The sequence below is a fragment of the Streptomyces sp. NPDC058650 genome, from assembly GCF_042717315.1.
GTDB lineage: Bacteria > Actinomycetota > Actinomycetes > Streptomycetales > Streptomycetaceae > Streptomyces.
Map to the genome: position 1 here is coordinate 412,996 of NZ_JBHXRL010000004.1, position 16,219 is coordinate 429,214.

General features: G+C 72.2%; 16 protein-coding genes. 9 read left to right on the forward strand and 7 right to left on the reverse strand.

Going from position 1 to position 16,219, the window contains the following annotated elements; all coding sequences use genetic code 11:
- Positions 1-18: 18 nt before the first annotated feature.
- The gene (locus ACFWWU_RS10140; RefSeq protein WP_384141742.1) at positions 19-1,524 is read right to left on the reverse strand and encodes a peptide MFS transporter; all 1,506 of its coding nucleotides are present in this window, start codon (positions 1,522-1,524) and stop codon (positions 19-21) included.
- A 166-nt stretch (positions 1,525-1,690) separates the two neighbouring features.
- Here ACFWWU_RS10140 and ACFWWU_RS10145 point away from each other — a divergent pair, with 166 nt between their 5' ends.
- Together ACFWWU_RS10145 and ACFWWU_RS10150 are read left to right on the forward strand one after the other, a co-directional pair.
- Entirely contained in the window at positions 1,691-2,701 is a 1,011-nt protein-coding gene (locus ACFWWU_RS10145; RefSeq protein ID WP_384141745.1) for a polyprenyl synthetase family protein, read from the forward strand.
- A 167-nt stretch (positions 2,702-2,868) separates the two neighbouring features.
- Positions 2,869-4,071, forward strand: a complete 1,203-nt coding sequence (locus ACFWWU_RS10150; RefSeq protein ID WP_384141748.1) for an outer membrane lipoprotein carrier protein LolA — start codon at positions 2,869-2,871, stop codon at positions 4,069-4,071.
- A 73-nt stretch (positions 4,072-4,144) separates the two neighbouring features.
- On the opposite strand, the gene ACFWWU_RS10155 is transcribed toward ACFWWU_RS10150, so the two are convergent.
- Positions 4,145-5,446 carry a M28 family metallopeptidase gene (locus ACFWWU_RS10155; RefSeq protein WP_384141751.1) on the reverse strand — a complete coding sequence of 434 codons (1,302 nt, stop codon included), beginning with the start codon at positions 5,444-5,446 and terminating at the stop codon, positions 4,145-4,147.
- 1,349 nt (positions 5,447-6,795) lie between these two features.
- Between ACFWWU_RS10155 and ACFWWU_RS10160 the strand changes: the two genes are divergently transcribed.
- Complete coding sequence (locus ACFWWU_RS10160; protein ID WP_384141754.1) at positions 6,796-7,293, forward strand: DUF1203 domain-containing protein; 498 nt, start codon at positions 6,796-6,798, stop codon at positions 7,291-7,293.
- Between the two features lie 28 nt (positions 7,294-7,321).
- Here ACFWWU_RS10160 and ACFWWU_RS10165 read toward each other — a convergent pair whose 3' ends face one another.
- Positions 7,322-7,789 (reverse strand): VOC family protein, encoded by a 468-nt coding sequence (locus ACFWWU_RS10165; protein WP_384141757.1) that lies wholly within the window; start codon positions 7,787-7,789, stop codon positions 7,322-7,324.
- Positions 7,790-7,810: 21 nt separating this feature from the next.
- Here ACFWWU_RS10165 and ACFWWU_RS10170 point away from each other — a divergent pair, with 21 nt between their 5' ends.
- Together ACFWWU_RS10170 and ACFWWU_RS10175 are read left to right on the forward strand one after the other, a co-directional pair.
- A complete protein-coding gene (locus tag ACFWWU_RS10170) occupies positions 7,811-8,419 on the forward strand; it encodes a CGNR zinc finger domain-containing protein (protein WP_384141760.1) in 609 nt (202 codons plus the stop codon).
- On the forward strand, positions 8,419-8,778 hold the full coding sequence (locus tag ACFWWU_RS10175) for an SRPBCC domain-containing protein (protein WP_384141763.1): 360 nt from the start codon (positions 8,419-8,421) through the stop codon (positions 8,776-8,778). Before ACFWWU_RS10170 ends, ACFWWU_RS10175 begins: the two co-directional genes overlap by 1 nt.
- A gap of 48 nt (positions 8,779-8,826) precedes the next feature.
- On the opposite strand, the gene ACFWWU_RS10180 is transcribed toward ACFWWU_RS10175, so the two are convergent.
- Together ACFWWU_RS10180 and ACFWWU_RS10185 are read right to left on the reverse strand one after the other, a co-directional pair.
- Positions 8,827-9,510, reverse strand: a complete 684-nt coding sequence (locus ACFWWU_RS10180; protein ID WP_384141766.1) for a DUF4291 domain-containing protein — start codon at positions 9,508-9,510, stop codon at positions 8,827-8,829.
- Between the two features lie 143 nt (positions 9,511-9,653).
- Positions 9,654-10,091 carry a winged helix-turn-helix transcriptional regulator gene (locus ACFWWU_RS10185; RefSeq protein WP_384141769.1) on the reverse strand — a complete coding sequence of 146 codons (438 nt, stop codon included), beginning with the start codon at positions 10,089-10,091 and terminating at the stop codon, positions 9,654-9,656.
- Positions 10,092-10,192: 101 nt separating this feature from the next.
- Between ACFWWU_RS10185 and ACFWWU_RS10190 the strand changes: the two genes are divergently transcribed.
- Positions 10,193-10,510 carry a DUF6401 family natural product biosynthesis protein gene (locus tag ACFWWU_RS10190; RefSeq protein WP_384141772.1) on the forward strand — a complete coding sequence of 106 codons (318 nt, stop codon included), beginning with the start codon at positions 10,193-10,195 and terminating at the stop codon, positions 10,508-10,510.
- Positions 10,511-10,514: 4 nt separating this feature from the next.
- On the opposite strand, the gene rarD is transcribed toward ACFWWU_RS10190, so the two are convergent.
- The gene (gene rarD, locus ACFWWU_RS10195; protein ID WP_384141903.1) at positions 10,515-11,438 is read right to left on the reverse strand and encodes an EamA family transporter RarD; all 924 of its coding nucleotides are present in this window, start codon (positions 11,436-11,438) and stop codon (positions 10,515-10,517) included.
- 167 nt (positions 11,439-11,605) lie between these two features.
- Complete coding sequence (locus ACFWWU_RS10200) at positions 11,606-12,472, reverse strand: NmrA family NAD(P)-binding protein (RefSeq protein ID WP_384141774.1); 867 nt, start codon at positions 12,470-12,472, stop codon at positions 11,606-11,608.
- 97 nt (positions 12,473-12,569) lie between these two features.
- On the opposite strand from ACFWWU_RS10200, the gene ACFWWU_RS10205 reads away from it, so the two are divergent.
- The 3 genes from ACFWWU_RS10205 (at position 12,570) to ACFWWU_RS10215 (ending at position 16,219) form a co-directional block, all read left to right on the forward strand.
- Positions 12,570-12,992, forward strand: coding sequence for a winged helix-turn-helix transcriptional regulator (locus tag ACFWWU_RS10205; protein ID WP_384141776.1), 423 nt, complete (start codon positions 12,570-12,572; stop codon positions 12,990-12,992).
- 63 nt (positions 12,993-13,055) lie between these two features.
- Entirely contained in the window at positions 13,056-13,937 is an 882-nt protein-coding gene (locus ACFWWU_RS10210) for a hypothetical protein (RefSeq protein WP_384141779.1), read from the forward strand.
- Entirely contained in the window at positions 13,934-16,219 is a 2,286-nt protein-coding gene (locus tag ACFWWU_RS10215) for a bifunctional serine/threonine-protein kinase/ABC transporter substrate-binding protein (RefSeq protein WP_384141782.1), read from the forward strand. The genes ACFWWU_RS10210 and ACFWWU_RS10215 overlap by 4 nt, the downstream gene beginning before the upstream one ends.

Below are 16,219 nucleotides of genomic sequence, written 5' to 3' on the forward strand. Positions count from 1 at the left end.
GGTCCCCTCGGGGTGGCCTCAGTGGACGGGGTGCATGGTGCGGCGCAGCCAGGGCGCCAGGGCGATCACGACGAGGCCGACCGCGACGGCGACGGCGCCGTTCACGCCGAAGTACACGGGCTTGGAGACGTCGTCGTAGAGCTTCACGGTCTGGGCCTGGATGCCGTTGGCGAGCGCGAGCGACAGGAACCACAGGGACATCGTCTGGCTGGAGAAGGCCTTCGGGGCGAGCTTGCTCGTGGCGGACATCCCGGAGGTCTCCAGGAGGACGTCGCCGAGGCCGAGCAGCAGGTACGAGCCGACGATCCACCAGGCGGCCATCTGGTACGTGTCGTCGGCGTGCCCGGAGGTCGGCAGGACCATCAGGAGGAAGGAGAGGCCGCCGAGGATCACGCCGAAGGCGATCTTGTTGGAGGCGTGCGGCTGCCTGTGGCCCATCCGGGCCCAGACGGCGGCCACGACGGGGGCGAGGAGGACCTCGAAGGCGCCGAGGGCGGAGGCGTACCAGCCGGCGGGGAAGTCGAAGCCGAGGATGGTCGTGCGCGCGTTGGTGGAGGCGAGCAGGATCATCGTCGAGTACGCCTGGAAGAGGATGAAGTTGAACGCCACCGAGGCCAGGAACAGCACGATGTACGGCTTGAGGCGACCGCGCTCCTCGGCCGTGACCCGGGGGCTCTTGAACATCACCCAGAAGTAGACGACGGGCGCGATGACCGAGATCAGGGTCAGCAGGTCCACGAACCGGTCCATGGTCAGCCAGCCCGTGAGGGCGAGCGCCACGGCGACGAGGGCCGTCACGACAGCCCCGACGGCCATCGTCCGGACGGCCCGGCGCATGGCGTCCGGGGCGAGCGCGAACTCGGCGGCGTGCTTGCGCCCGGCCAGGTGACGGCGGCCCGCCACGTACTGGATCAGGCCGAAGGTCATGCCGAGCGCGGCGGCCGAGAAGCCCCAGTGGTAGCCCTTGTGGTCGGCGAGCCAGCCGGTGATCAGCGGGCCGGCGAAGGCGCCGATGTTGATCGCCATGTAGTAGAGCGCGAAACCGGCGTCGCGGCGGTCGTCGTCCGTGCGGTACAGCTTGCCGACCATCGTGGCCACGTTCGGCTTCAGGAGGCCGGTGCCGGCGCTGATCAGGCCGAGGCCCACCCAGGTCATGGCGGCGGTCGGCACGGCCATCGCGTAGTGGCCGCAGGCGATGAGGATGCCGCCCCAGAGGACGGCGCGGTACGAGCCGAGGATGCGGTCGGCGAGCCAGCCGCCGGCCACCGAGACGAGGTAGACGAGCGTGCCGTAGGCGGCGGAGACCGAGGCGGCGGTGCCGGAGGCCATGCCGAGGCCGCCGTCGGAGACGCTCGCGGCGAAGTAGAGGACGAGGATCGCCTGCATGCCGAGGAACGAGAACCGCTCCCAGACCTCCAGGCCCGAGAGGGTCAGCAGGCCCCGGGGATGGCCGAGGAACGCGTGGTCGTCCTCCGGGGGCGGCTGCTCGCCGTTCGGATCCGTATCGATCGTTGTTCGGGACAAAGCGGCTACTCCTGGTCGTATGAGCTGATCCCGAACATACCGGGGGTGACGGGAAGGCGCCCACGGTGATCGAAAGGTGACCGGATACGCTGGCTTGAGTGAATCGAGCGACACATCGACAATCCATGTGATCGTCAGCAGGCGTCAGCAGACAGGAGACCCCCTCGTGACCGTCGTCGGGCCGTTCGGTCTTAGCGTGCGGGACCAGGCTCTTGAGGCCGATGTCCAGACCGGGTTGGCGGCCGTGGAGGCAGGCCTCCTGGACGCCACCAAGAGCGATGTCCCCTTCATCACGGAGGCCGCGCAGCACCTCGTCCTGGCCGGTGGCAAGCGGTTCCGCCCCCTGCTCGTGATGCTCGCCGCCCAGTTCGGCGACCCCTACGCGCCGGGCGTCGTGCCCTCCGCCGTGGTCGTCGAGCTCACCCACCTGGCCACGCTCTACCACGACGACGTCATGGACGAGGCCGACGTCCGGCGCGGAGTGCCGAGCGCGAACACCCGCTGGGGCAACTCGATCGCCGTCCTCACGGGTGACTTCCTCTTCGCCCGCGCCTCGCACACGCTCGCGGACCTCGGCCCGGAGGCCGTACGGATCCAGTCCGAGGCGTTCGAACGGCTCGTGACCGGCCAGATCCTGGAGACCGCGGGACCGACCGACGGCCGCGACCCCGTCGAGCACTACCTCGACGTCCTCGGCGGCAAGACCGGCTCGCTCGTCGCCGTCTCCTGCCGCTTCGGCGCGATGATGTCCGGCGCCGACGAGAGCGTCGTCGACATCCTCACCCAGTACGGGGAGCGGCTCGGCGTCGCCTTCCAGCTCGCCGACGACGTCCTCGACATCGCCTCCGACTCCCACGAGTCCGGCAAGACCCCCGGCATCGACCTCCGCGAGGGCATCCCGACCCTGCCCGTCCTCCGCCTGCGGGCCGCGGCGGCCGCCCACGGCCGCCCCGAGGACGTCGAGCTCGTCGCCCTCGTCGACAGCGACCTGACGGACGACGACCGGCACGCCGAGGTCCTGCGGCGGCTCCGTGTCCACCCGGCCCTGGAGCAGGCCCGGCGGGACACCGTGCGGTACGCGGAGGAGGCGCGCGCCATGCTGGCGCCGCTGCCCGACGGATACGCGAAGGCGGCGCTCCAGGAGATGTGCGACGCGGTGGTCCACCGCGCGGGCTGAGGGCCCGGCGGGCGCCGAGGATCAACCGGGCGGGTGAGGGAATCTCAGGGTGAGGTCATCCCGAAGCAGTACGCCAGGTTGATCCCGGGGGCTGACGCTTCCGTGCCCCCGATTTGGTCTGATGGAGTCATCGACCACTAGGGCGCAGCACGGAGGAAGCGGAGACCATGGCAGACACCCGTAAGGCGAGCCGGTTCATCGTCCCGGTCGCGGTGGCAGGAGTGGCCGCGGCGACCATCGGGCTCGTCCCGGCACTGGCGGCGTCCGGTGACCCGGACCTCCCGGAGATCACGGCCCAGCAGCTCATCGAGAAGATCGCCGCCTCGGACACCCAGACCCTGTCCGGCACGTTCAGGATCTCCACCGACCTCGGCCTGCCCCTCGGCGGCCTGGCCGACCTCGGCGCGCTGGCCGGCGGGGGCGGCGGCTCCTCCTCGGCGGACCCCACGGAGAAGCTCACCGAGCTCGTCTCCGGCACGCACACCCTGCGCGTGGCCGCCGACGGCCCCGACCGCCAGAAGCTGACGCTGCTCGACGGCTCCGACGAGTACAGCCTGATCCACAACGGCGACGACGTCTGGGCGTACGACAGCAAGTCCAAGGAGGTCTTCCACGAGACGGCTCCCGAGGGCGCGGGGGAGAAGGGGGAGAAGCCCTCGACGCCGCAGGAGCTTCCGACCACGCCCAAGGAGCTCGCCGACGAGGTCCTGAAGGCGGCCGGTGACACCACGTCGATCACCGTCTCGGGCACGGCCAAGGTCGCCGGCCGGGACGCGTACCAGCTGATGATCAAGCCGAAGCAGTCCGGCTCGACGGTCGAGTCGATCAAGATCGCCGTGGACGCGGCGACCGGCACCCCGCTCAAGTTCACCCTCGCCTCGGTTGAGGGCGGCAAGCCGGTCGTCGACGCGGGCTTCACGAAGGTCGACTTCGGCAAGCCGGCCGCCTCGGACTTCGACTTCAAGGTCCCCGAGGGCGCGAAGGTCACGGAGGGCGCCGCTGAGAAGGGCGCGGGATCGGAGAAGCCCGAGGACTTCGGGAAGGACTTCGAGAAGGAGTTCGGCGGCGAGCTCGGCGGCCTCCGCGGCTTCGGCGACCTCGGGAAGGACGGCGGCCTGAACGTCATCGGCGAGGGCTGGACGGCGATCGCGAAGCTCGACTCCGGCGCCCCGGCCCCGAAGACGGACGAGGCGCCGAAGGAGATCCAGGGTCTCCTGGACTCCTTCGGCGACAAGGTCACCGGGAAGTTCGGCTCGGGCACCGTCTTCAAGACGAAGCTGGTGAACGCGCTGCTCACCGACGACGGCAAGGTCTACGTCGGCGCGGTGACGCAGGACGCGCTGGTGAACGCGGCCAACGCCAGTAAGTAACCGTCAGGTTGGGACCCCGGGCGGGTCGGGGGCGATGGTCACCGACCCACCCGGGAGCTTCTTGCGTCCTGCCCTACGGGAAGGTCAGCTTGAAGTTGCTGATGTAGCCGGTGTCGGCCGAGGCCTTGTCCTGGACGCGGAGCTTCCAGGCACCGTTCGCGACCTCGGAGGAGGCGTTCACGGTGAAGGTCTGGACGATGTTGTCGGCGCTGCCGCCGGACCGGTTGCTCAGGCTGTAGACCGAGCCGTCCGGGGCGACGAGGTCGACGACGAGGTCACCGCGGTAGGTGTGGACGATGTTCACGCCGACGGCGAGACTGCTCGGGGCGTTGCCGGCGACGCCGGTGACGTTGACCGTCGAGGTGACCGCGGCGCCGTTGTCCGGGACGGAGACGTCGGCCGCGTTCTCGAAGACCGTGCCGGTGGGCGGGGTGCTGGTGCCGGACAGCGCCCAGATCGCGTGCGCCACCGCGTCGCTGTTGCGGTCGAGGGCGGTGTCGTTGATGTTCGACGTGTTGTCGCACGACGAGTGGTAGCAGCGGTCGAAGGCCGTGGCCGTACCGCCCCACTTCGACACCTGGGCACTGGTCTTGACCCGGCTCGCGCCAGTGAAGAGACCGCCGACGGGTATGCCGACGTTCTTGAACGAGGCGTGGTCCGAGCGGCCGTCACCCTCGGTCTCGATCTCGGTGGGGACGCCGAGACCCGCGAAGTAGCTCTTGAAGGTCTGCTCGATGGCCGGGTCGTCGTCGTAGACGAAGTAACCCGGGTTGGGCGAACCGATCATGTCGAAGTTGAGGTAGCCGGAGACCTTCGCGCGCTCGGCGGTCGGCAGCTGGCTGACGTAGTACTTCGAGCCGACGAGACCGAGCTCCTCCGCGCCCCACCAGCCGAAGCGCAGGTGCTTGGAGGGCTGGTACCCGGAGCGGGCGACCGCGAGGGCCGTCTCCAGGACGGCGGCGGAGCCGGAGCCGTTGTCGTTGATGCCGGCGCCGGAGCTGACCGAGTCGAGGTGCGCACCGGCCATCAGGACCTGGTTCGGGTCGCCGCCCGGCCAGTCGGCGATGAGGTTGTAGCCGGTGGCGCCGCTGGAGGTGAACTGCTGGATGGTGGTGGTGTATCCGGCGGCGTCGAGCTTGGCCTTCACGAAGTCGATGGACGCCTTGTAGCCGGTACGGCCGTGGGCGCGGTTGCCGCCGTTGGCGGTGGCGATCGACTGGAAGTCCGTCAAGTGCTGCTTGACGTTGGCCAGCGGGATGTCGGGCGCGGCGGCGACCGCCTGCGACTCGGCGCCGGCGGTACCGGTGAGACCGGCGAGCGCGAGGGCCGCGAGAGCGGCGATCGCGGTGACGCGTCTGGGCACGGAGATGTTCATGTGGGGGCTCCGGATTCCGAACGGGGATGGGACGGAACGTGCGAGACGCCTCGGGCTTGGGTGCCACGAGGCGCTGGAGCTGTGCGAGTGCATGTGCGGTGTTCAGTTGTTCTGCTGCGCGTGCTGAATGTTCAGCGAGAGTTTGACTCCGCGTCAAGAGCGGAAACCGGTCAGGTGCGTTCGCTGAGCGAACTTCGGTCGGGACGCCGGGGATTGGCGCTTCCGGCGGGGCTGGGGAGGGGTGCTGGGATTGGCGTTTCCGGCAGGGCCGGGGAGGGGTGCTGGGGTGGGGGTGTCTGGTGGGTCCGGGCCAGGCGCTCGGGGTGGGCGTTTCCCTTGGGCTTCTGGTGGGGCCGCCCTCTTTCCGAGAGTCGCGCCTTCCGCCGCCGCGTCAAGGGCGCTCCTTCGTCGCGTCGCTTCGCGATGGCCTGCGGCCACCCTTGACCCGGCGGCTCCAGGAGCGAAAGACCTCTCGGAGGGCGGCCGGGGGCGTGGCCACGCGGGGGCCCGGGCATCGCTCAGGCCGCGTAAGCGGGTGGCAGGCCGGTGGGGTGGGGCTTGGTTAGCGGCGGGGGTGGGTGGGTCCGCTGGGGTGGGTTTGGGGTGCGCGGTCGTTGAATGGGGCGGCCCGGCTTGGCTTGGCGGGTCGCGGCCGGTGGGCAGTTGGGATTCAGGCCCCGCTGGTCACTCCCGGCGGGTGGAGACATGCCTGGCGCGCAGTTACTACGAGTAGCCCCCCGCTGGGGTCGGAAAGTCGGGGTGTTTCGCCCCTGGTCTGCGATCGATCTGTAGCAATGTCTCGCATCGCCTCGCCTCACCGGTGGGTCTTTCCCCCACCGGGAGTGATCAGCGGGGCTTGAATCCCGGCCGAGGGACGGGCGTTCGACGCTTAGCCGAGCCCGGCTGCCCCATTCAACGACCGCGCACCCCCGACCAACCCCAGGGGACCCACCCGGCCAAGCCACTAACCGAGCCCCACCCCACCGGCCTGCCAGGCGCCCTCCGACCCCCGACACTGCCCGGACCCCTGGCGTGACCCCGGCCCCCGGACCGCCCTCCGAGAGTTTTTGCGCGGCTTCCGTCGCCGGGTCAAGGGTGGCCGCAGGCCATCGCGCAGCGACGCCGTAGGCGCCCTTGACGCGGTGGCGGAAGGTGCGACTCTCGGAAAGAGGGCGGTCCCACCAGAAGCTCGTAAGAACCCCTCGCCCCCAGTACCCCGCCCGCCCCGCCCGCCCCGCCCGCCCCGCCCGCCCCGCCCGCCCCGCCCGCCCCGCCCCGCCCCGCCCCGCCCCCAGCGCCCCGTCCGAATTCCGCCAGCGGCCTTCGTGGTGCCGCGTGACGCTGGGCCCATGAGCATCTACCTCGCACGCGCCATCTCGCCCGCCGCCCTCGCCCGGTTGCGTGTCACCGACGACGCCGGGCTGCCCTGTGTGCCGTTCGTCGACGTCGAGGGCGGGAGTCCCCTGCGCTGCTGTCTGCGGCTCTCCGTCGTCGGGGAGCGGATCGCGCTCGTGTCGTACGCCCCGCTGCGGCGCTGGGCCGACGAGAACGGGGCGAAGCCGGGGGCGTACGACGAGCAGGGGCCCGTCTTCGTGCACGCCGAGGAGTGCGGGGGCCCCGGGCCCTCGGAGGCGTACCCCTTCGAGCGGGCCGGGGCGCTGCGGACCGTCCGGCGGTACGACGCGGAAGGCCGGATCGCGGGCGGGCGGCTCCTTGAGCTGCCCGAGGCCCCCGGCGAAGGCTTCGACCAGGCCTTCGAGGCGGCCTTCGCCGACCCGGCCGTCGTCCTCGTGCACGTCCGCGCCGTGGAGTACGGCTGCTTCCACTTCGAGGTGCGGAGGCCCTGACGCCCGGCCCTGACCGGTAGCCCCGTCCTCACTGCACGCAGAACTCGTTGCCCTCCGGGTCGGCCATGACCGTCCAGGACCCGGACGGTTCGTCCACCCGGCGCAGCACCGTCGCGCCGAGCGCCGCCAGGCGGGCGACCTCGGCGTCGCGGGTGCCCGGGTCCGGGTGGAGGTCGAGGTGGAGCCGGTTCTTGACGGTCTTGGGTTCGGGGACGCGCTGGATGAGGAGGCGCCGGCCGAGCCCGCCGCCCGTCGCCGGGTCGTGGGGGTCGTCCGGGTGGCGGACGGCGGCGAGGTCGCGCCAGCCGAGGCGCTCGTGGTCCGTGCCCTCGTGGACGGTCACGGTCGACTCGGGCTGGGCGGCCCCGAGGTCGAGGAGGCGCCGGATGAGGGCGTCGTGGTCCTCCTCCGCATAGCCGAGGGCGGCGGCCCAGAAGACGGCCTGCGCGTGCGGGTCGGCGGCGTCGAGGACAAGCTTCCAATGGATGGGCTTCATGTAACTGGTTATACTGGTTACATGACCCTGGGCGCCACCGGAATGACCCTTCGGCACCGTGACGGGCAGGTGTTCCGCTTCGATGCCGGGGCCCTCTGCCTGGAGCTGCTGCTCACCGGTGGACCCGGGCCGGTCGCCGCGCAGTACGAAGTCCTCGACCGGGTCGAGGGGCTGCTCGCCTGGGTGCGGGACTGCAGCCTCACCCCCGGACTCGACGTGACGGTCACGGACGCCGAACTGGCGGCCGTCCGGGAGGTGCGGGACGCGCTCTGGGGCCTCGCCCTGGCGCGGGCCCGGGGCGCCGCCCCCGATCCCGGGGAGCTCGCGGTGGTCAACGCCGCAGCCGCCGGGCCGCCGCTCGTCGCCCTGATCGCCGCCGACGGCTCGCGCGCGTGGGCGCCGGGAGCCACCGGGGCCCGGCTCCTCGCCACGGTCGCCCGGGACGCGGTCGAGCTCTTCACCGGGCCGTACGCCGACCGGGTCCGCGTCTGCGGCGCCGACGACTGCGCCCTCGTCTTCGCCGACACCTCGCGTCCCGGGCGCCGCCGTTGGTGCTCGATGGACCGGTGCGGCAACCGCCACAAGGTCCGGGCGCACCGTGCCCGTACCCCGTCGGAGGGAGAAGTGTGATGCCAGTGGGACTGACGCGGGACGCCGGCTGGGAGATCGGCGTCTCCAAGACCCTGCCCCTGCCCGTCGCGGCCGTCTGGGACTTCCTCGTGAGCCCCGAAGGGCTGAGCCTCTGGCTCGGGCCCGGAGCCGCGCTCCCCGCCGAGGGCGACCCCGCCCTCCGCAGCCTCCGGCCCCGGGACCGCGTCCGCCTGTCGTACGGCGAGACCGTCCTCCAGGTCGCGGTCTCCCCGGCGGGCGACGGCCGGACCGTCCTCCGCTTCCACCAGGAGCGCATGGCGAGCGCCGAGGAGCGTGAGCGTCGACGCGCCCACTGGAAAGGCGTGATGGCCGAGATCGTGCGGACGCTGGGGGAGTGAGGCGGGCGCCCGGGTCACCGGGCGGCTCGTGCGGCGGTGGCTGCGGCTCTACGGGGTGCTCGGGACCGGCGACTTCGGCTTCTCGGTCTCGCCGGTCTTGTCGGTCTCGTCGGCAGGTTCCGCCGGTTCTGCCGGCTCCTGGACGCGGAGGTGGTCCAGCAGTCCCTCGGGTTCCGGGTACGGCTCCTCACGGGGCAGCAGGCCGCGGGCGGTGGAAAGGTCGCCCGCGCGGACCAGCGCGTGGACGTCGTGGGCGAGCGGGGTCACGTCGGTGACGGAGACCGTCCACTCGTCCGCGTACCGGCGGGAGGCCTCGCCCGACAGGCCGAGCTGGAGCGAGCGGTACGGGAGCGGCCGCAGGTGCAGGTCGCGCTCCGGGTCCCACTGGACCCGGGCCGGGGCCTGCCCCAACTGCCGCTTCCAGGAGGCCTGGTCGGGGTGGAATCCGCGCACGTAGTGCGAGAGGCAGGCGTTCCGCAGGGCCCACTCGAAGCCCTCGCGGGTGATCTCCACGGCGAGGACCGTCTCCTGGCCCTCCTTCGCGCCCCAGCCGCAGCGGTACATCATCCACAGGAACGACGGCTTGATCCACGTCATCCGGTCCCGCTTCCATGTGGCCGGGAATCGACCGTCGCGGGCGGCGGGCAGGCCGATCCCCGGCGTGTACGCCTGGTAGACGGTGACGGTGTCCGGGGTGTGGAGCGCCCGGATCCGGTACTTCGGTTCTTCCATGGACGTCAGGGTGCGCGAAGTCCCGGGGGCGGGGCCACCGGATATCCGGGCCGGCTCCCGCCTCGGCCGTCGGCTCCCGCCTCGGCACGGCCTCTGCCTCGGGCCGCCCCTGCTCCCGGGCCGCCCCTGCCCCCGGGCGGCCCTCAGGCGAGCGCCGTCTCCTTCGCGTCGTACTCCTCGCGCGCCGCCGCGACCTCGTTCTGGTGCTGCTCGGTCCAGGTCACGAGGGAGCGGATCGTCGTGTGCAGGGTCCCGCCCAGGGGCGTGAGCTCGTACTCGACGCGGGGCGGGACCACCGGGTGGACGGTGCGCTTCACCAGGCCGTCGCGCTCCAGCTGGCGCAGGGTCACGGTCAGCATGCGCTGGCTGACGCCGTCGATCTCGCGCTTGAGCTCCGTGAAGCGCAGGACGCGCCGGTCGAGGAGGGCGATGACGAGGAGGGACCACTTGTCGGCGACGCGGTCGAGGATCTGGCGGACTTCGCAGTCCTCGCGGGTGTCCCACTGGAAGGGGTCGGGGTCCCCGTCGCTTCCGTAGCTTCCCGCGCAGTGGCTCGGGGACTTCATGGCGCTGTCATCCATGACACCCGATCCTGACGCAGTACCGGGTCGGTTACAAGAGGGAACCGACCTGCGACCAACGGCACGGTCTGAACGCCCCGATCCGCGCCTAATGTGGAGTGATGAGCGATTCCCCCGGCTGCCCGTTGACCGAAGTCGCCGTCGCGTACCTGCCCCGGCTCGCGGAGGTCGCCGCCGAGCCGGGCCTCGCGGCCGCCGTCGACCAGCATGCCGCCGCCGTGTGCGACGCGCTCGTCCCGGCCCAGCGGGGGCCGGAGGGCCGGACCGTGCGGCGGGAGGAGCTCGCCGACTACGTCCTCGGGTTTACCGACGGGCTCTCCGAGGCCGAGTGGACCGAGCCCGCGGGCCACGACTTCGTGACCCTGCGGCTGACGGCGGTCTGTCGGCTGATCCGGGAGCACGACCTCCTGGACGCGTGAGGCGTCAGCGCCCCGGGTGGACCGTGGGAGCGGGAGCGGCTTGCGCCGCCGCCTCGATCGAAGCCACCGCCTCCGCCGACGCGGCGGCCATCGCGGCCCGGCTGCGGCGGGCCGTGCGCAGCGCGTCCCAGGTGAGGAGCGTCAGGGCGAGCCAGACGAGCGAGAAGCCCGCCCACCGCTCCGGCGGCATCGCCTCGTGGAAGTAGAGGATCCCGAGCAGGAACTGGAAGGTCGGCGCCAGGTACTGGAGGAGTCCGAGCGTCGACAGCGGTACGCGGATGGCGGCCGCGCCGAAGCAGACCAGCGGCACCGCCGTGACGATGCCGGTGGCGGCGAGCAGGGCCGCGTGTCCGGCGCCCTCGGAGCCGAAGGTCAGGGTGCCCTGGGTGCCGATCCAGACCAGGTAGCCGAGGGCCGGCAGGAACTGGACGGCGGTCTCGGCGGCGAGCGACTCCAGGCCGCCGAGGTTGAGCTTCTTCTTCACCAGGCCGTAGATCGCGAAGGAGAAGGCGAGGGTGAGCGAGATCCACGGCGGCTGCCCGTACCCGATCGCGAGGACGAGGACGGCCGCGAAGCCGACGCCGACCGCCGCCCACTGGGCCGGGCGCAGCCGCTCCTTGAGGACGAGGACGCCGAGCGCGATCGTGACGAGCGGGTTGATGAAGTAGCCGAGGGAGGCCTCGACGACGTGGCCGGTGTTGACCGACCAGATGTAGAGGCCCCAGTTCACGCTGATGACGGCGGCGGCGACGGTGATCAGGGCCAGCTTGCGCGGGCTGCGTGCGAGCTCCGGTATCCAGTTCCAGCGGCGGAGCGCGAGCAGCGCGATGCCGACGAAGGCGAGTGACCAGACCATCCGGTGGGCGAGGATCTCGACGGCTCCGGCGGGCTTGAGGAGCGGCCAGAAGAGCGGGACCAGCCCCCACATGGCGTAGGCGCCGATCCCGTAGAGCAATCCTGCTCGTCCTTCGTTCTCCGTCTTCGTCTCCACCGGACCTCCTGCCGCGCGCCACGCTGTCCTGTCGAAGGTAGCGCCGCACGGGGCGGGTTGTCATGCCCGTATTGCCATACGGTCATGACAACCGGGCTCCTCGTTCAGGAGGCGTCGAGCGCTTCCTTGATCGTCACGGCGATCGGGGTGGTGGGGCGGCCGATCAGCCGGGCCAGGTCGCCGGTCCGCAGGGCGAGCGCGCCGTGCTCGACGGCCCGGTCGACGTCGACCAGGATCGCGGCGAAGGACTCCGGGACCCCGGCGCCGGTGAGGATCGCGAGGTGCGCCTCGGCGGGGACGTTGCTGTACGTGATCTCCCGGCCGGACTGGGCGGCGACCTCGGCGGCGTACTCGGCGAGCGACCAGGCGGTGTCGCCGCTCAACTCGTATGCCTGGTTGACGTGCTCCTCGGCCGGGCCGGTCAGGACGGCGGCCGCGGCGGCGGCGTAGTCGGCGCGGGTGGCGGAGGCGATCCGGCCCTCGCCGGCGTTGGAGACGACGGCGCCGTGGGCCAGGACGGGGGCGAGGTTCGCGGTGTAGTTCTCGGTGTACCAGCCGTTGCGGAGGAAGGTGTACGGCAGGCCGGAGGCGAGGATCAGCCGCTCGGTCTCCTTGTGCTCGTCGGCCAGGTCGAAGTCGGCCTCCGGGCCGCCGAGGACGCCCGTGTACGCGAGCTGGGCGACGCCCGCGGCCTTGGCCGCGGCGATCACGGCGGCGTGCTGCGCGATGCGCTGTCCGACCTCGCTGCCCGAGACGAGGAGCACCCGGTCGCCGGCCTCGAAGGCCTCCGCCAGGGTCTCCGGCCGGCTGTAGTCCGCGATCCGCAGCTCGACGCCGCGCTCCGCGAGGTCGGCCGCCTTCTCCTTGTTCCGGACGACGGCGGCGACGGACGCGGCGGGGACGGTGGCGAGGAGGGCGTCGATGACGAGACGGCCGAGCCGGCCGGTGGCTCCGGTGACGACGATGCTCATGGTGCTTCCTTTTCCCGTGGGGTGCGGTGGGCGATGCCCTCACCGTACGTCGGGCACTTTCCTTTCGTAAGTACCCACTTTGAAGTAAGGTACTGGTATGGAAGTAAGTGGGAAAGTGCGTGAGGAACCGAAGAGCCTGCTGACGGACGTCGTCGGCGCCATGTGCCCGGCCCGGCTCGTCATGGAACACGTCACCAGCCGCTGGGGCGTCCTGATCCTCATCGCGCTGCGCGAGCGCTCGTACCGCTTCAGCGAGCTGCGGCGCCGGGTCGGCGGCGTCAGCGAGAAGATGCTGACGCAGACGCTCCAGACCCTGGAGCGCGACGGCTTCGTCCACCGCGACGCCAAGCCCGTCATCCCGCCCCGCGTCGACTACAGCCTCACCGTCATGGGCGAGGAGGCCGCCCGCCAGGTCGCGGAGCTCGCCCGCTGGACCGACCGGCGGGTCGCGGAGGTCGAGAAGGCCCGGGCGCGGTACGACGAGGCACGTCGCGAGAGTGTCGCCGCTGCGTCTCAATGACGTGGTATCCGGCGCGAGTTGACCTTCCAGGCCGTACGATCTGCTCACGTTCGTGGGGAAACCGTGAGGGACCGTGGGGGACTTGTGGCGTACGGGGATCAAAGACTGCTGCGTGCCTGCTGTGGCTTACTGCTCGGCGGGCTGATCGCCACCGGCTGCACCAGCGGCGGTGACGACGGGAAGAAGCCCGACGGCAAGGGGAGTACGCGCACGTCGGCGGCCCCGACCAGCGCCGCCCCCACCACGGCCGCTCCGACCGCGGCCGCCCCGGCGCCCACCGCGCTCGACTTCGTCCCCGACCCGAAGCGCGCGCCGAAGACCGAGGCGGACGCCCGGCGGATCGCGCTCGCCGTCGTCGGCGGGCCCGACGCCTGGGGCCCGGACTACGTGAAGCGCACCCCGCACCTCAGCGACCCGGACTACTGGCCCGTCCTCGGCGCCAACTGCTCCTGGGAGACGGGCACCCGGCCCTCCACCGTCCTCTCCAGCGTCACCGCCTACAGCGAGATCCCCGCCGACGGCGCCCTCGGGACCCTCCGGGTCGCCGCCACGGTCACCGTGCACCGCACCGAGGCCGACGCCGACTGGGAGATGGCCGGGACCCTGGAGGAGGCACTCCGCTGCCCCGACCAGAAACTGCGCGACGGTGAGCGCATCTCGGACCTCATCTCCCTCGGCAACCCCTTCGGCGTCGGCGGCAACTTCACCGCCGACGACGCCCTCGGAGAGCGTGGGACCTACCGCAACGACGCCGTGAAGGGGGACCAGTTCTACGGCTGGTACCAGTCGCGGATCGGCCAGGTCACCGTCGCCACCGTCGTCAAGGGCGCGCCCGGCTACAGCGAGCAGGACACCGCCACGACGGTCGGCACCGTCCCCGCCCAGGTCCAGGCCCTCGTCACGATGCTCGAACGCGCCCAGGACGAGCTGGAGGTCCAGTCATGAGCCCCACGACCCCTCAGCCCGAGCCTCAGCCCGAGCGCGAGCCCGAGCCCCAGCCCCAGCGCGCCCCTCGGCCCGAGCCCGGTGCCCTCCAGCCGCTGCTGCCCTCCGACCCGTCGGTGATCGCCGGCTACCGCCTCCTGGGCCGCCTCGGCGCGGGCGGCATGGGCGTCGTCTACCTGGGCCGCACGGCGAACGGCGAGCTCGCCGCCGTCAAGGTCACCCACGCCGACCAGGCCGACCAGCCCGACTTCCGGGCCCGCTTCCGCCGCGAGGTCGAGGCCGCCCGCCGGGTGTCCAGCCCCTGGGCCGTGCCCGTCACCGGCGCCGACCCGGACGCCCCCGAACCGTGGATGGCGACCGCCTTCGTCGCCGGCCCGTCCCTCGGCGAGGCCGTCACCGCGCACGGCGCGCTGCCCGAGCGGAGCGTCCGCCTCCTCGGGTGGGCCGTCGCCCGCGCCCTCGCCGCCGTCCACGCGGCCGGGCTCGTCCACCGGGACGTCAAGCCCGGGAACGTCCTCCTCGCCGTCGACGGCCCCCGCCTCATCGACTTCGGCATCGCCCGGGCCACCGGCGAGACCGCGCTCACCGCCACCGACATGGTCGTCGGCACCCCCGGCTTCCTCGCCCCCGAGCAGGCCGAGGCCCGTACCGAGGCCATCGGCCCCGCCGCCGACGTCTTCGCCCTCGGCTGCCTCCTCGCGTACGCGGCGACCGGCCGCCCGCCCTTCGGCACCGGCGCCGTCGACGCCCTGATGTACCGGACCGTCCACGACGAACCCGACCTCACCGGCGTACCCGACGGGCTGCTCGACCTCGTCCGTTCCTGCCTCGCCAAGGATCCGGCCGCCCGGCCCGCCGCCGCGGAGATCGGCGTCCGGCTCACCGAGGACACCCCGGGCGACGGCGCCGACTGGCTGCCCGCGCCCGTCGTCCGGACCATCGCCGAGCGCTCCGCCCGGATGCTCGCCCTCCCCGAGATCGACGTCACCGCGCCCGGCACGGGACCGGCGGACGAGCCGAAGCGCAGCCGGCGGGGCTTCCTGCTCCTCGCCTCCGGCGCCGCCGTCCTCGCCGTGGCCGGCGGCTCCGCCGCCGCCTGGTCGGCCCTGACGGGCGACGACGGCGACGGCGACGGCGGAAAGAACAACGGCAAGAAGCCCGCCCCGCCGCGCACCACCTGGAAGATCGGCGTCCTCGCCGACCTCTCCGGCCCCGCCAAGGAGATCGGCCTGGCCCAGGAGCGCGGCGCGCGCCTCGCCGTCGAGCAGTTCAACGCCCGCAAGGACAAGCCGTACACGCTCGAACTCGCGGTCTCCGACGACCGGGGAGATCCGGCCAAGGCCCTGGAAGCGGCCCGCAGGCTCACCACCGACCCGGGCGTGCTCGCCGTGCTCGGCGCCACCTCCGACGACACCGCCCAGGTCGCCCTGCCCGCCTTCGAGGAGGCCGGTCTACCCCTGCTCACCGTCTCGGCCGGGTACAACCTGCTCACGGTCCGGGACACGGAGAGCACGCCGAACGCCACGGTGCTGCGGGCGATCCCCCACCACGTCTACGCCGGGATGCACCTCGCCTACTCCGTCACGCTCCTGTCCGCCATCCGCACCCCGGGAGTCCTCCAGGAGCGCACCGACGACCAGTACAGCTGGCAGCTCGTCCGGGGCGTCCAGTTCGGCTTCGGGCAGGCCGGTCTCGCGCCCCGGTTCCGCGTGGTCCCGGCCCGTGCGCGGGACTACCGCGCGATCCTCGGCGAGATGATCGACGCCGGCATGGACGCGTACGTCCACTGCGGAGTCCGGAGCAGCGCCGTCCTCGCCGCCCGCGCCCTCGGCGAACTCGGTTTCACCGGGCCGCGGTTCGCCGGGCAGCGGGCCTTCGGGCCGGCGTTCCTGAAGGAGGCCGGCGCCGACGCCGAGGGCTGGTTCTTCGGTGCCCCCGTGCTCGACTCCGTCCCCCGCAAGGAGGCCGCCGGTTTCGTCGCGGCCCACCGCAAGCGGTTCGGCGCGGCCCCCACGTACTACACGGGGGAGTCGTACGACGTCGTCACCATGACCCTGGAAGAGCTCGCTCGGCGTGCCAAGGCGGGCGGGAGCCCGGCCCGCAAGGGTCTCTGGGCGGCGCTGCGGAAGCAGAAGTACACCGGTGTCATGGGCGGTTACACCTTCGACAAGAACGGCGACCTCAACGGCGGGACCTTTGTGCACGCGGTGCAGAACGGCGCCTTCAAGCTGATCGGCGCCGCACCCCTCGTCCCCCCGAACAAGGCGAAGCAGAAGGCCTGA